Source organism: Mesorhizobium sp. B2-2-4 (assembly GCF_006442375.1).
Lineage (GTDB): Bacteria > Pseudomonadota > Alphaproteobacteria > Rhizobiales > Rhizobiaceae > Mesorhizobium.
The window spans coordinates 281,279-294,884 of record NZ_VFWB01000004.1; the positions used below are offsets into that span (position 1 = coordinate 281,279).

Annotated in this window: 10 protein-coding genes and 5 pseudogenes; 6 read left to right on the forward strand and 9 right to left on the reverse strand. The window is 60.0% G+C overall.

Going from position 1 to position 13,606, the window contains the following annotated elements; all coding sequences use genetic code 11:
* Nucleotides 1-16: 16 nt before the first annotated feature.
* The 5 genes and pseudogenes from FJ959_RS12345 to FJ959_RS12365 all read right to left on the reverse strand — a co-directional run.
* A complete protein-coding gene (locus tag FJ959_RS12345) occupies nt 17-1,018 on the reverse strand; it encodes an IS481 family transposase (protein ID WP_140581651.1) in 1,002 nt (333 codons plus the stop codon).
* A gap of 58 nt (nt 1,019-1,076) precedes the next feature.
* Entirely contained in the window at nt 1,077-1,349 is a 273-nt protein-coding gene (locus tag FJ959_RS12350) for a hypothetical protein (RefSeq protein ID WP_140581654.1), read from the reverse strand.
* Nucleotide 1,350: 1 nt separating this feature from the next.
* A complete protein-coding gene (locus FJ959_RS12355) occupies nt 1,351-2,025 on the reverse strand; it encodes a hypothetical protein (RefSeq protein WP_318012531.1) in 675 nt (224 codons plus the stop codon).
* A gap of 23 nt (nt 2,026-2,048) precedes the next feature.
* The gene (locus FJ959_RS12360) at nt 2,049-2,618 is read right to left on the reverse strand and encodes a hypothetical protein (RefSeq protein WP_318012530.1); all 570 of its coding nucleotides are present in this window, start codon (nt 2,616-2,618) and stop codon (nt 2,049-2,051) included.
* A 303-nt stretch (nt 2,619-2,921) separates the two neighbouring features.
* Nucleotides 2,922-3,269, reverse strand: a pseudogene (locus tag FJ959_RS12365) (FAD-dependent oxidoreductase); the annotation flags it as partial.
* Between the two features lie 26 nt (nt 3,270-3,295).
* On the opposite strand from FJ959_RS12365, the pseudogene FJ959_RS31735 reads away from it, so the two are divergent.
* Nucleotides 3,296-3,628, forward strand: a pseudogene (locus tag FJ959_RS31735) (hypothetical protein); the annotation flags it as partial.
* Nucleotides 3,629-3,938: 310 nt separating this feature from the next.
* Here FJ959_RS31735 and FJ959_RS12375 read toward each other — a convergent pair.
* The 3 genes and pseudogenes from FJ959_RS12375 to FJ959_RS32195 form a co-directional block, all read right to left on the reverse strand.
* Nucleotides 3,939-4,772, reverse strand: coding sequence for a hypothetical protein (locus FJ959_RS12375; protein ID WP_140630274.1), 834 nt, complete (start codon nt 4,770-4,772; stop codon nt 3,939-3,941).
* A 151-nt stretch (nt 4,773-4,923) separates the two neighbouring features.
* Nucleotides 4,924-5,076, reverse strand: a pseudogene (locus FJ959_RS12380) (IS3 family transposase); the annotation flags it as partial.
* A gap of 1 nt (nt 5,077) precedes the next feature.
* A pseudogene (locus FJ959_RS32195) lies at nt 5,078-5,258 on the reverse strand (IS3 family transposase); the annotation flags it as partial.
* A 435-nt stretch (nt 5,259-5,693) separates the two neighbouring features.
* On the opposite strand from FJ959_RS32195, the gene FJ959_RS12385 reads away from it, so the two are divergent.
* Nucleotides 5,694-6,395 (forward strand): hypothetical protein, encoded by a 702-nt coding sequence (locus FJ959_RS12385; RefSeq protein ID WP_140581661.1) that lies wholly within the window; start codon nt 5,694-5,696, stop codon nt 6,393-6,395.
* A gap of 142 nt (nt 6,396-6,537) precedes the next feature.
* Entirely contained in the window at nt 6,538-7,113 is a 576-nt protein-coding gene (locus FJ959_RS12390; RefSeq protein WP_224704892.1) for a hypothetical protein, read from the forward strand.
* Here FJ959_RS12390 and FJ959_RS12395 read toward each other — a convergent pair.
* Nucleotides 7,110-8,033 carry a nucleotidyltransferase and HEPN domain-containing protein gene (locus FJ959_RS12395; protein ID WP_140581899.1) on the reverse strand — a complete coding sequence of 308 codons (924 nt, stop codon included), beginning with the start codon at nt 8,031-8,033 and terminating at the stop codon, nt 7,110-7,112. The genes FJ959_RS12390 and FJ959_RS12395 overlap by 4 nt on opposite strands.
* 407 nt (nt 8,034-8,440) lie before the next feature.
* Here FJ959_RS12395 and FJ959_RS12400 point away from each other — a divergent pair, with 407 nt between their 5' ends.
* From FJ959_RS12400 to FJ959_RS32200, 3 genes and pseudogenes are all read left to right on the forward strand, one after another.
* Nucleotides 8,441-9,700 (forward strand): DNA repair exonuclease, encoded by a 1,260-nt coding sequence (locus FJ959_RS12400; RefSeq protein ID WP_140581664.1) that lies wholly within the window; start codon nt 8,441-8,443, stop codon nt 9,698-9,700.
* Nucleotides 9,697-13,167 carry an AAA family ATPase gene (locus FJ959_RS12405; RefSeq protein ID WP_140581666.1) on the forward strand — a complete coding sequence of 1,157 codons (3,471 nt, stop codon included), beginning with the start codon at nt 9,697-9,699 and terminating at the stop codon, nt 13,165-13,167. The genes FJ959_RS12400 and FJ959_RS12405 overlap by 4 nt, the downstream gene beginning before the upstream one ends.
* Nucleotides 13,168-13,361: 194 nt before the next feature.
* Nucleotides 13,362-13,505, forward strand: a pseudogene (locus FJ959_RS32200) (integrase); the annotation flags it as partial.
* Nucleotides 13,506-13,606 lie beyond the last annotated feature (101 nt).

A 13,606-nucleotide genomic window follows, 5' to 3' on the forward strand; every position in this document is an offset into this window, starting at 1 on the left:
TCGAAAGCGCTTGACTTCAACACGCCGAATAGAGAAGTCCCGGCATTTGCTGGATCGGGTTGAGAGTGAAGCGCTCGGGCTGGGAAGCCCATGCCTTGCAGATGAACTCGTAGGGGGTGAGACCTTTGAGGGTCTTGAGCCTGCGACCGAAGTTATAGGCTGTGACGAAGTCGGCAAGGTGCCGACGCAGTTGGTCGTGATCGTCGTAGTGGAAGCGCTTGACCGTTGCGTCCTTGATGGTGCGGTTCATGCGCTCGACCTGGCCGTTGGTCCAAGGATGCTTTGGCTTTGTGGTCCGATGTTCGATATCGTTCTTGGCACAGGTGTATTCGAAGGCATGAGCCCGGAATATCTCACCGTTGGCGATCGCTTCCTTGATCAGTGGAACGGCCGAACCGCCAGCTCCTGGCGTGGTGAACTGTATGCCGTTGTCGGTGAGCACGGTATGGATCTTGTAAGGGACGGCGGCAATCAGGCGTAGCAGAAACTCTTTGGAAATGGCTGTCGGAGCCTTCTCGTGCAGTTCGACGAAGGCAAATTTCGAGGTCCGGTCGATGGCGACAAACATGTGTAGCTTGCCCTGCTCGGTTCGGACCTCCGCGATATCAATGTGGAAGAAGCCGATCGGATAGGCCTTGAACGTCTTCTTCGCCGGCCTGTCGCCTTCGACATCCTGCAATCGGCCGATGCCGTGGCGCTGCAGACAGCGGTGCAATGAAGAGCGTGTCAGATGCGGGATTGTCGGCTGCAATGCGTAGAGGCGATCATCGAGCGGCAGCAGCGTGTGCCGGCGAAAGGCGACAATAACGGCTTCTTCCTCGACAGACAGAACCGTCGATCTCGGCTCCCTGGGGCCGGTGGGTAGATCGGCGGTCGAACTCCGCTTCTTCCACTTAGCGACCGTCTTAGGATTGATGCCGTAGCGCTTCGAAAGCGTCCTCAGGCTCGCTTGACTATGCTGTATCGCTCGACGGATCGCCTCTGTCGTTGTGGCGCTCCCATGCAGAACCTGGCCCATAGCGCATCCTTTGATTCGGACGACAATGATGAACCATCAAAACCTGGGATCAAACATTCTAATCGGTGCGAAAGTCTGTCGCGAGCGTCGCGTGGCTCATGCGAAGCTGGGCGATCGCGGTGTTGGCGGTCACCTCTTCAGTCCCGGCTACGAACCAGTCGACCATACGACGTGCAATCTCGCGCGCAAAATCGCCGCTGGCCGAACCCGACATCGATCCATCGAGAACGATGGCCAGGACGGCGTCGCCGCAGATGCCTATGCCTGTATGGTCTCGGTTGTCGGCCGTCCGCGTTCCTTGGCGGCAATGCCACTGGATTTGCAAGGTCATGTCAGCGCGCTTTGAGGGTGCTGATCGCGACCAGCCGCTGGTAAACGATGTCGACACGGCCCGCCGGTCCGCGAATGTTTCCCTCAAGGAAATGGTCGAAGTTCGGATCGTTGAGTAGCGCCGCAATCTGTTTGGCGATGTAGACCCGGATCTCCGGCTCTGCTTTCGCGATCTCCTCGACGAGCTCTTCCCGCCCGTCGACCAGAAGGAGAATGTCCTCGGCGTCTCGGCTGCCGATGAGGTCGCCTTCGCCTCGTCCGCGGTAAGCCTCCAACTTGGTCGCGACAAACAGCTCCGGAGTAAGGCGCCGGATCTTCAGCGCCTTCTCCAGCTCTTCTGGCACGGCCGTCTCGATCCCTTTTGCGTACCAGCGATTGCTGAAGCCCAGGATCGCCTTGTCGTCCGGCATGAAGTCTACCTTGAACTCGCCAAGCTTCATGCGGCAGATGACGGTGTCATCAACCGCTTCGGTGAAGCCGCGTGCGCGCAAGTGCTCCGTCAGCTCGACCCATTCTGCAAAGCCAGCGAGATCGACGATCAGGTCGACATCGTCGGTCGCTCTCACCCCTTCGAGAACGATGGGGTCGGTGATGTAGAGCGCGGTCGTGCAGCCGCCGACGAAGACCAGACGCGCGCGCAACTCCTCGCCGAGCGCCTCGGCGACGGTCTTCAGCATTGCTTTCAACTGACCCTGGACTGTCATTCCAGCCTCTGTGCGAGCAGGTCGGCGGCGTGCTTGCTTTCGCGCTGATTACCGATGCGGATCGCGTCGATGAGGGCGAGATAGGCATAGAGCCGCTTATCTTTCTCGCAGGCCTCCGGCACGCTTTTGAAGAGCGGATCGACCGATTGACCCATGTCTTTTGCGTGCGCGTACGGCCAGACGCAGATGAGATTGCCGGCGCTGTGCAGGGATTCACGCAGCACGGGGGCGGCGAACGCCGTCGGCAACCCACGCTGCATGGCGCCGGGTTTCGCCGGAAAGACGAATTTCAGACCGTGGACGATGAACTCGCGCAGATGGCGCCGGCTCGGTTTGGTCCGACCTGTCTTCCTGTCCTTGATCGCGAGGCCCGACACGATGCTGCGCTTGAGCGAAGCGCTGATCTCGGTCTTGCTGATTCCGAGTGCTGCTTCGAGAGCGCGCACGGAATAGGGGTCCTCGCCCGCGGCTAGCCCGGCCGGTGGAGATTCATGACCGATATCCTTTGCGTCGTCCTCCAAGCTCGCTAGCTTGAAAAGGACGACAACATCCTGGCTCTTCATCATCAGCGCCGTCCTCTGTCCTCGGACAGAGGACACTAAGCACTGCGCAGCCCCCCTGTCAACGATCCCGCCTGTGAAGCGGGTTGAGCGGGCGGTACAGCAGCGCAACCGGTCTTTAAGCTTTGTCCTCAGTCCCGGGACAGCGGACAAGCATGGGATTGGCGGAGCACACCAGGATAGCGGCTCATGTTCCGTTCCGACACTGCGCCGATTACCAAGAACGGCGGTCCTGTCGCCTCACACGACGGCGTACTTCCTTCCCCACAATTCGAAAGCTCGCATTCCGCCTTCCATTGTTTCGGGTTAACCCTCGCATCCGGACCAGGTGCGGATGACCGCGACCCGCGCGATTGCCGGCACCAGCCGCGCGACCGCGCGCAGTTGCAGCGGAAGGCGCGTGGGATCGGCCGTCGCATGGCCCGGCTCCAGGTCCACCTGCACCCTTTTGGCCGCGCCGCCGAACACGATATTGCCCCGCTCGACTTGACGGAGATAGGCGCCGTGATCCTTGTCGTGGGTCCAGATGCCGACCACTGGCAGGATCCGATGCGGCAGCGGTTCGGTCACCTCCATCTGCGGGCCGCGGGCATCGAGCGGAACCTCTTCGCCGAATTGTTCAGCGATGCGCGCGCCCCAGGCTCCGGCGGCGTTGAGGTGCGCAAGCTGCGCTAAACCTGTTGGAATTCAGCCGCTACATTGACAATAAGGCCGATCTCATTCCGAACTATGCCGAACGGCACCGCTATGGCGAGGTCGTTTCGACGGCTTTCGTCGAGTCAACGTTCAACCAGGTGATCGCCAAGCGTTTCGCCAAGAAGCAGCAGATGCAATGGACGCCGCGCGGCGTCCATCTCCTGATGCAACTGCGAACCCGCGTCTTCGACGGCAATCTCCACAACAACTTCAAGCGCTGGCGCGAGACGCGGCAGAAATCTGAAAAAAAATGCACTCAAGCCGGCCGCCTGATGACCCCCAACTTTTTCATGCTCCCCAGATTGACCGTGCGGCCCTGAACCAGCGCCAGGATCAGAACCGCCAGCGTTTCCAGTCGCGAATCGCGCAGCACGAAATGACTTTTTGGGGTCTCGACGAGGCGGCGTGAACCGTTGCTTGACATGGGAGGATCCTTTTGGCGAAGAATCCCCTATTCAATCACTTCAAACCTTCCTCGCCCTTGACGTCGTGTACTGTGGCCGAGGCAGGGGTGCGTGAGCTTTTCGCTCAGGCGCGCACCGGTGCGTCACTGTCGCATTTCTAACTTGCTGTCGATGTCGCGTCTCTAATTCGCTTGACACAAATAGAGATTGGAAACGAGACTTCGAATTACCAAAATTCTCGTTCGGAATTGTTCTCGAAATCGTAGATCTCGCTCGCCAATCTGTTCTGCAATCGCTCCATCTCTTTGACTGTCTGTCCGCCGGAAAGACCGTTACGCTCGATGCCATCGCAGGCTTTGGCCAAATTCTCGGCGGCATCCTGAATTGATTCGGTATCATAAGAGCACAGGAATTCCGCTGTGCATTCTTCATCTGCAACGGTCTTGGCCCGCTTGAGCGCCGCTTTGGCCATTTCACACCCGAACCGATTTAGAACCATGGTCTGCGAGGGCTTGGTGCTGACCCAGTACGCGGGGTCTCTGAAGAAGCCCGTCAGGTTCTCGAACGTCAGATCCCCTGCAATCTTGTATATCCCCAGAGCGTCTTTCGTTATTGCAAGATCGTGTTTCCTGGCGAGGCTCTGGACAACGGACAAATTGTCCTCCGAGATGGTCGGGACGTTCAGAACCCAGTGCCCCTTTGTGAACTGGAGATAGCCGAATATGGTATCCCCATCCTTGGGCATAAGAGCCACAGCGTTTATTTCCTCTCCCTTCACACCACATTGCAAACAGCCGAATATTCCAAGGGCTCCAAAATGCGCCTCTGCAGGGTCTTTGTCGGGAGCGGGAAACGCAATCTGGTAGAGTCCTTGCTTATCATGATGGACGGTGAAGACCTGCACCTTCTCGTTCTCTCCCGTATAGTAGATGTCATCCAGCGGCTTTTCGGGTTTGAAGTTGGCGGGCATCTGATTGAGTGGCTCGCTCTCCACGCAGCCGATCAAGAGCAGTGTAGCCGCTAGACTGCTGATGGTTCCCAACGAGGACAGGATTTGCACTGTACGCCCCAGCACATGTTGCGCGGGAACAGTAGCACAGCCGAAACTGGGCTAGAACACCTACTTAGGAAGGTAGCAGCGCACCGCTGAGAGGGCGCCGGCACGCGGCCAGTGAACCGCGCCTGGTTTGCCGGAGGCTATTTCGTTTGAGTCATGCTGCCATGGCCGGCTCTTCCGGGACGGCATAGTAGCGTTCCTCGCCTTCGGCCGGCGGGATGTTGCCGACGGGTTCCAGCAGCCGGCGATTGTTGAACCGGTCGACCCATTCCAGGGTAGCGAACTCCTCCGCCTCGAAGGATCGCCAAGCCGGCGCGCACGCCACCGTCCACCTCCGCCTTCTTGACCCACTCATTGAGCGACTGCGCCGTGCAGCCGACCTTGGCCCCGATCGAACAAACCGCCGCCCAGCGCGACCGATGCTCGCTCTCGTGATCCAAAACCATCCGCCGCTCGGGCGCGGACCTCCGGAGAAAACCTGTTCGTCATCTTGCTTGTCATGGCTCCACTTTCTCAAGGTTCGGAGCCTCCGGCAAACCCGGCGCGGTTCAGGACCTTTGGTGGAGTCCAATTTCGCACGCCGATTTACAGAATGCGTATGGAATCGCTCTTTCTTACTCTGATGCATTTCAGTTGTGGCCGCGCCGAGTGCTTTCGCTGCCATCTTGAGGTCGTCGACGCCGTGAAAGATCAGCCGTACAAAGTTGTGCGCTGCACCTTCGTCGTTGGGAGGTCATGCTTGATAGTTCCAATCGTCAGGGATTCCCCTGAACCGAACACACTACTCCCTTCGGCTAAAATGACTTCCTGAGATTGGAGCTGTATTCTGGTTCTTTTCGAAGGAGACAGCTGGTCCGACGCGGTACGGATCGCCAATTCCAGGTCCAGCCCCGCGCCGTCGCAAAAGCAAGCAAGGGGGTCCATATGACTGACCACACATTGATCCATGGAACGGCTTCGATAGGCCGTAACATCCTATGGTGTGCAGGGATCGTGTTGGCGAGTTTCCTCAACCTCGCGCCTGCGGCAGCGGCAGATGCTGAAGCATCCGCCCGGACAGCGGGACAGACTGCCGCGACATCGCAGCTCGAAGGGACCTATTCAGTCCAGGGGACCAATCCCGACGGCTCGCGATATGCGGGTGCCTGCAAGGTCACGAAGGTCGGCGAGAACCGCTTTCGGTTCGAATGGTCAGTTGGCAATAGCTACAAGGGCGAAGGCTTGCTGAAGGGTGATATCCTTACCGTCGACTGGGGAAGCGACGCGCCCGTTATCTACCAGGTGAGACCGAATGGAAAACTTGAGGGGAGTTGGGCAAGGGGCCGGGCAACAGAGGTCCTCGCCGAGCGGAAAACGGTCGTAACCCGTACTCCCGATGCCGCGGATGGTTCCGGTTCGGTGTCTGATCCGACCGTTGAGGTGATGAAAGGCATTCTTACAATACTGGGAGCGGCTGCATTGAGGAAGGCGCAGCAGTCGCCTGGCCCCGGCGCCGACGATTCCAATGCGGCAATCGAGGAAAACCGCAAGACAGAGGAAGAGATGCGTGAAGATCAAAGACACTGGAACTGCCTGACCGCGCAGGGCTTAGGCGACGAGTCGGGAATGGCACTCAACGGATGCTAGAATCCTTCCGTGCCAACGGGAAGGCGAGGTGCTTGCGGTCGGCAAGGGCGGACTCGGAAAGGCTGTAGCGCTTAACTGGATAGCCGCCCAAAGCGGAGCTGCCTATTGAGAAGTTGCGCAGCATACCAAGGCTATCAGGCCGATGTTCCTGATGCTGCACGACGCCTACGGCGTCCAAAAGAACAGCAAGCACACATATGACCTTGCCAAGGATTGCATGAAATTTTTTGGGCGCCCGATGCGGCCCGACGCGTCCGTTGCTCGTGGACGAATATCAGAACTTCACACCCACTGTTTTGCGGGAGCTGCTGCATCTTCAGGAGCGATGCGGCTTCGCTTTACTGCTCGCCAGCAACACTCAACGGTTAGCGGCACGAGCCGTGATATCCACGCTATGAATCAGATCGAAAGCCGTATCGGCATTCGTTTCGAGATCGGGCAGCCGACGCGGGAGGATTGCGTGAGGATCGGCGCCGAACACAACGTTGAGGGGAGCCGACGCCTACGAGGCAAACGCCACCTACGGGCGAAACACCTCCCTTCGCGCGCTTTGCCACCTGTCCAGAACTGCGCCCCCGCCACCAGCGGCGACGGCAACATTCGTCTTCCCCGAATCGAGACCATGCTTCGCGGCAGGTCGTGCGGCAGCGACACTAAATTCGGACGACGACAGAAAATTCCGGACATCACACTGGAATTGGTGCGATGGCGAAGTTAGCCCGCTCGCTGATCAGCCGTATTTGCCTCGCTCCTCAACTTTTCAAGCCGTGATCGGCAGATCATTTCGATACGATCGATCAACTCGGAGACCCGCTCGGCAAGCCACTGGAGCGCTTCGCGAGTGATCTCGAAGTGCCTCGAATAGCGCGCTTTCACATAAGCCTCGTTAATGACGTTGAACCAAGCTACGAAACGCTGCTGGTCGCGGGGCCAAACTTCGGCAAGTTCCTGTGCTTGATCTTCAGCGAGGCTGCGGAGGAATTTAACGTTGTGAGAGGCAGGGCTGTAGTTCGTTAAAACCAATAACAACACCGCGTAGGCCTGCTCGATTGATTGGTGAAGGAGAAAGGCCGCTTCCTTGAAGTTGGATTCGCTGAGAAGAAATCCAGCTGTCTTTGCAAATACTCGGGCGTGCGGCAGCCTGTCTTCGAGGTGTTCGGCCGCTAATCGGAATGCATCGGCCGGCTTTGTAGGTGCCGGATGCGCCAGCGGTTCCTCGTCGAGCTCGTAAAGGACAATTCCCTCACGACGGATGTCGACGAAGAAGTACTGACCCTCCCTGAGGGCAGTGTTCACCTCCCGGCGAGAATGCACAATGAAGCTGACTGGCGTGTTGATTTCGCGCATCAGGCGGTCTGCGGCCGTCTGCCAATAGCCGGCGAAATCGGTCAGTTTGCGATTGTTCACCACCACAAGCAGGTCGAAATCCGAACGGTAGCCCTTTCTGGTATGCGGCTCGTCGACCCAGCCACCACGTGCATAAGACCCGAAAAGTATGATCTTGAGAATGCGCCCGCGCTTTTTGAAGTCGGTCGTCCCTCCCTTGAGGGCATCCTCAAACTCCTCGAGGAGCAGCTCAACCGTCTTTCTCAACTCGCGCTGCTTTGGTGGCGGGAGGTGGTCGATGCTGGATTTCATAAACAAGGATCTGTCGTCCATCTTGTGTGCATAGCCGAGACGAGGCCCCGAATCCACACACTGCCTCGTTCGGCCGAATTGAGCAACGCACACAGTGCGGCATCAAATGGAAGAGTTGTTAAGTCAGCATGCTAAACATTGCAGAGGGATTTAAGCTCATCACGCATCACTGCAATGTTGGGGATTTCCTCAATACATGCCCCACTATTTCCCAGCGCTTTTATCTGCGGAGGGTCCGTCCCGCAGCGTCACTCTCCGTCGACGCATAAGCGAACAGACTTTTACCTCGGAAAGATGTCGGCGAACTCATGCGGAAGGGGGGCGGCGGTGTCGACCGCCGGATTTTCTTGAGATTTTCCCTGTCGAGCCGCGGTCGAACACCGGTATGTTCAAACCGGAGATTTCCAATGCCATTTCGATTCGTCCACACCGCCGACATCCACCTCGACTCGCCGCTGCGTTCGCTGGCGATGCGAAACCCCGACCTTGCCGAACTCGTCGGAGACGCCAGCCGTCAGGCGTTTGTCTCGATCATTGACCTCTGCCTTGCGGAACGTGTCGATGCCCTGGTCATTGGCGGCGATCTCTATGATGGCGATCAGACTTCGATGAAAACGGCCCGCTTCCTGGCGTCACAGATGACACGGCTTCATCAGGCCGGCATCAGGGTTTTCAAGATCCGTGGCAATCATGACGCCCTGTCGCGGATATCGAAACAGCTGGTGTTCCCGGACACGGTCACGATGTTCGGCGGCCGTCCCCAGACCGTGCTGCAGACAGCCGGGGGGCTCGACGTTATGTTCCATGGCCTGAGCTTTGCCAGCCCCAAGGCGCCGCACAGTCTACTCCCGAAGTACTCAGCGCCGCGCGAGGGCGCGGTCAATGTCGGCATCATGCATACCAGCCTGGCCGGATCGCCGGGCCACGACGTCTATGCCCCCTGCAATGTCGCTGACCTGCACGGCCACGGTTTCGACTACTGGGCGCTTGGGCACATCCATGTCCGCCAAGTCCATCCCGGGGCAAGCACCGTGGTGATGCCAGGAATTCCACAGGGCAGGGACATCAACGAGGCCGGCGAGAAATCCGTCACCCTGGTGACGATACGAGACGACCGCACCATCGAGATCGAGGAAAGGCTTACCAGTATCGCCCAATTCGAGCGGGTGAGCGTCGACGTGACCGAAACGGTGGAATGGTCCGAGATCGTCGAGCGTGTACGATCCGCGCTCGAACATGTACGCGCCTCCGTTAGATCCCGTCATGCTGTGGTTCGCCTCGGCCTGACCGGGGCGTCACCTCTATCGTGGGCACTGATCCGCGACCGGGATCTGCTGCTCGCAGAAGCCGAGCAGGTCGCGGAACAGGTAGGCGAAACCTGGGTGGAGAAGCTCGAGCTGAACGTCTCGCCACCCGCAGCCGAATCATCCGAGGGCGTCGCCGATCCGATTTTCGAGCTCGCAGAGTCCATGCGCGCCGATGCCGGCTCGGAAGCCTTCCGTGCCGAGGCGAGGGCTTTGGTCCAAAAGATGATCGCGGATCTTCCGCCTGAGGGGCGCGATTTCGCCGGCAAGGACGAGGCGGGGCTGGAAAAGTTCCTCGACAGGGTGCTTGCCAGCGGCGCCGACCTGGTCACCGCGCGCCTCAAGACCGGCGGGTCGCAATGAGGCTCCGGCGACTTGATCTCATCCGTTATGGCAAGTTCACCGACAGGACGATCGACTTCGGGCCGAGACCGGAAGCCGGTCCCGACCTGCATATCGTCTTCGGCCTCAACGAGGCCGGCAAGTCGACCGCGCTTTCCGGCTATCTCGATCTGCTGTTCGGCATCGAGGAACGCAGCCGCTACAATTTCGTGCACGAATACAGCGCCATGCGCATCGGCGGTGTGCTCGAGCTCGGCGGCGCGGAGCAGATTTTCACGCGCACCAAACAGCGCACCAACTCGTTGCTGAACGCGACTGGCCAACCAGTCAGCGAAATGGCGATATCATCCCATCTCGCCGGCCTGTCTCGCGACGCATACGAGACCATGTTCTCGCTGGACGACGAAACGCTGGAAGCCGGTGGAAAATCAATCCTGGAATCGCGCGGTGACCTCGGCAAGCTGCTGTTCACGGCCAGCGCCGGCCTCGGGCATGCAAGCGATACATTGAGCCTGCTCGAGGCCGAGGCGGACAGGCTCTATCGCAAGCAGGCACACGGAACCGAGCTTGCTCTGCTCAAGAAGCGGCTTGCGGAACTGAAGTCCAGGAGGGAGGCGATCGACACCTTGGCGTCGACCTTCGAAACCCTCCAGACAGAGCGCCTGGACGCGACAGAAAAATACGACCGCAGCATCGCTGAACGGTCGGTGCTGTCGGCCAGGCTCGATACGATCGCGAAGTATCTTCGCGCGATCCCGATCCTTGCCGATATCAGGCGCAAGCAAGCCCAGCTGGCCGAGCTGCCTGAGATCGCGTCACCGCCACGGAGCTGGACCGGCAGCGTCGCCGACATGATCGAGGCCGACGCCACTCTGAGAACGCGGCTAGCCGCGAGCGAAGACGAGCTCGAGCGGGTGACGACGAAAATCGCCTCGGTCCATGTCGACGAAGCGGTCCTTGCGATTTCCGAACGGGTTCGCGGCCTGGCCGACCGCAAGGTGCGTCACGTCTCGGCCGGGCTGGACCTGCCAAGTCGCAGGACCGAGCTACAAATCCTCGACAATGCCGTGGCGACCTGCCTTGCCGCTCTTGGAAGGCCCGCCGAGCCGGACCCTGCCAAGCTGCTCCTGCCTGCCGCAACCATTGGCGCTGTGCGCACCATGCTCGAGCAGCGATCGGGGATCGTTACCGGCGTGCGTGTTGCGCACGAGGAGGCCGCGGCAGCAGCCGATGCGCTCCAGGATGCGCGCGACCGGGTCGGCGAAGAACGGGCCGTGCCCGAGCCTGCCCGGGCAAGGCTGGTTTCGGCTTTGTCGACGGCAAGGGCCGGCGGATACCTGAGGGAGACCAAGGCGGCGCGTGAGGCCACGGATGCGGCAGCAATTCGATGGCAGGCCGCGATCGCGCGCTTGCATCCCTGGTCGGGAGATGCGCAAGGCTTGGCCAGGATCGCCGTTCCGAATGCTGGACAGCTTGGCGCCTGGAAGGCGCTGGCTGCGGAGTTGGGGAAGAGCAGGGGCGTCCTTGCCGAACGTCTTGCCGAGCACCAGGGCAATCACAATCTGTTTGCCGCGCGGCTCAATGCCCTTCGTGCCTCGGTCCATGTCAGCGACGATGATGCGGCCGGCGCCATACGGCGCGCCCGCGACGAGGCTTGGGCGCGGCATCGCGGTGACCTGACTGGCGAAACCGCGGATGATTTCGCGGCGGCACTGGCCCGAGACGACAGTGTCGGAGCAGGCCGTCTGGCCAACGCCCGGGAGCTCGTTGAGATTCGCAGCGCCAACCGCAACCTCGCTGAGACCGCGGCCAACATCGCGCATACGCGCGACCAACTTGCACGCATCGGCTCAGATCTGCAGGCAGTGCACTTGGAAATGCGCGCGGCCGCAAGAGACTTGCTCGGGCCGTGCCAGGAAGCTTCCCCCGAACAGCTGGTCGAGATGATAGAGGATCGCATTGCTGCTCGGAACGATGCGCTCGCGGGATGGGAGGAGATCGAGCTTTCCCGCAAGAAGTCCGAGCGCGCGGTTGATGAGGAAGGCCGAACACGCCTGGCGCTGAGCGGCGCCCTGGCGAGCGTCGGCGTCGGTTCGGATCCTGGTGACAGCCTGGAAACGGTCATGGCCGTGGCAGAGCTGTTTCTTGACAGGCAATTCAAGGTGGACGCCGAGCGCGCCGAGGCGCTCAAGACCGTTGCCGCAAGGCAAGAGGATCTGGCCGCCAGGCGCCGCGCCATTGAAGTCGCTGAGCGGCGTGAGGATGAATGGCAGGCCGGCATTGCCGAAGCGCTCAAGGGTACCTGGCTCGAGAGTGGCATCTCGGCGCCCGGCCTCGGCGGGGTGCTGGATCAATTGGCTGAGCTGTCCAGATGTCTTCAGGACCGGAACGCCATGCAACTGCGTATCGACAAGATGGAGGCCGACAGGGACAGTTTCCTGGTCGAGGTTGCCGCCGTTGCAGCCGAAGCGGGGGAGGCGGCCGATGACGACGGACCGGAACAGCTGGCGATTGGGCTTGCCGAGCGCCTGGAGCGCGCGGAGCGCACACGCGAGGCCAAGGCAAGCCTCGTCAATGACCTGCGGCGCCTGCACGATGCGCGTGAGATCCTCGATGGCGAGATTTCGGCACATGAGCGCCGCAAGAACGAGGTCCTGAGCGTCTTTGGCGTGGCCACGCTGGCGGAGGTCGTGCAACGCGACGAACTGCTGCGCGACAGGGATCGCCTGCGCACAACCGTGGCCGAGCTTGAGGAGCAGGTGTCATCCGAGCTCGCGACGGAAGGCTTCGAGCAGGCGCGTTCGATATTGGATGCTGTCGATCTCGACAGTCTCGCAATCGAGAAGGCTGAGGCCGAGCAACGGCTTCGCGCTTCCGACGAGGCAATACAGCACCAGCTCATTCGGCAGATGCGCGCGACCGACAAGCTGGACGCCATTGGCGGCGACAGCGCTGTTGCCCGCATAGATGCCGAACGGCGCACCGTCCTTCTGGAAATCGAGGAAAAGGCCGTCCGCTATATCGAGCTGAAATTGGGAATAATGGCGGCTGGAAATGCTCTGCGCGTCTACCGCGAGCGCCACCGCTCCGGGATGATGCAGCGCGCATCTAACGCATTCGTCCTCATGACGCGCGGCCAGTACTCTGGCCTCACAACGCAACCTGTTAAGGGTGGGGAAGTGCTCATCGCGTTGCAGCGCGATGGGCAATCCAAGGTCGCCGACGCGCTGTCAAAGGGCGCGCGTTTTCAGCTCTACCTGGCGCTCAGGCTTGCCGGGTATTACGAGTTCGCACAGTTTCGACCCTCAGTGCCATTCATCGCCGACGACATCATGGAGACCTTCGACCATGTCCGGTCCGAGGAGGTTTTCAGGTTGTTTGGGGAGATGGCAAGTGCAGGACAGGTAATCTACCTGACACATCACCAGCACCTGTGCGAGATCGCCAAGACAGTAGTGCCGGGCGTAGCGGTCCATGAGCTCGGATGAGATTGGACTTTATTTGATGCGCTGCGGTAACTACCGTGCTGTTCGATTTTCCCCTTAGGTAGTCTAATCGACATTTCCAAGCGCCGCCTTTGGCGTCAGCTTTGCGCCTCATTTCGGCCGTTCAGCTTTCCGATGCATAAACCCTGAAGCTGCCGTCCGTCAGCCCGCTACGGCTGGTGACGTGAAGGACCGACAGGTTATCGATGATCTACAATATCACCGGCGACCTTCGCGCGGTTCAAATCCTGCTGGGTCACACGAAGATCGAGAACACCGCTCGGTATCTCGGCCTCGAAATAGAGGACGCTCTGACCCTCGCAGCGCGAACCGAGGTCTGACGGTGGAGTGGCCTTAAGGAGGCGCTCTCCTATGCCGGCTGGCTAAATGTCGAGTTAGTGGCGCAATCTTTGGCATAGGAAGAACTGCTTACCCGTTATAC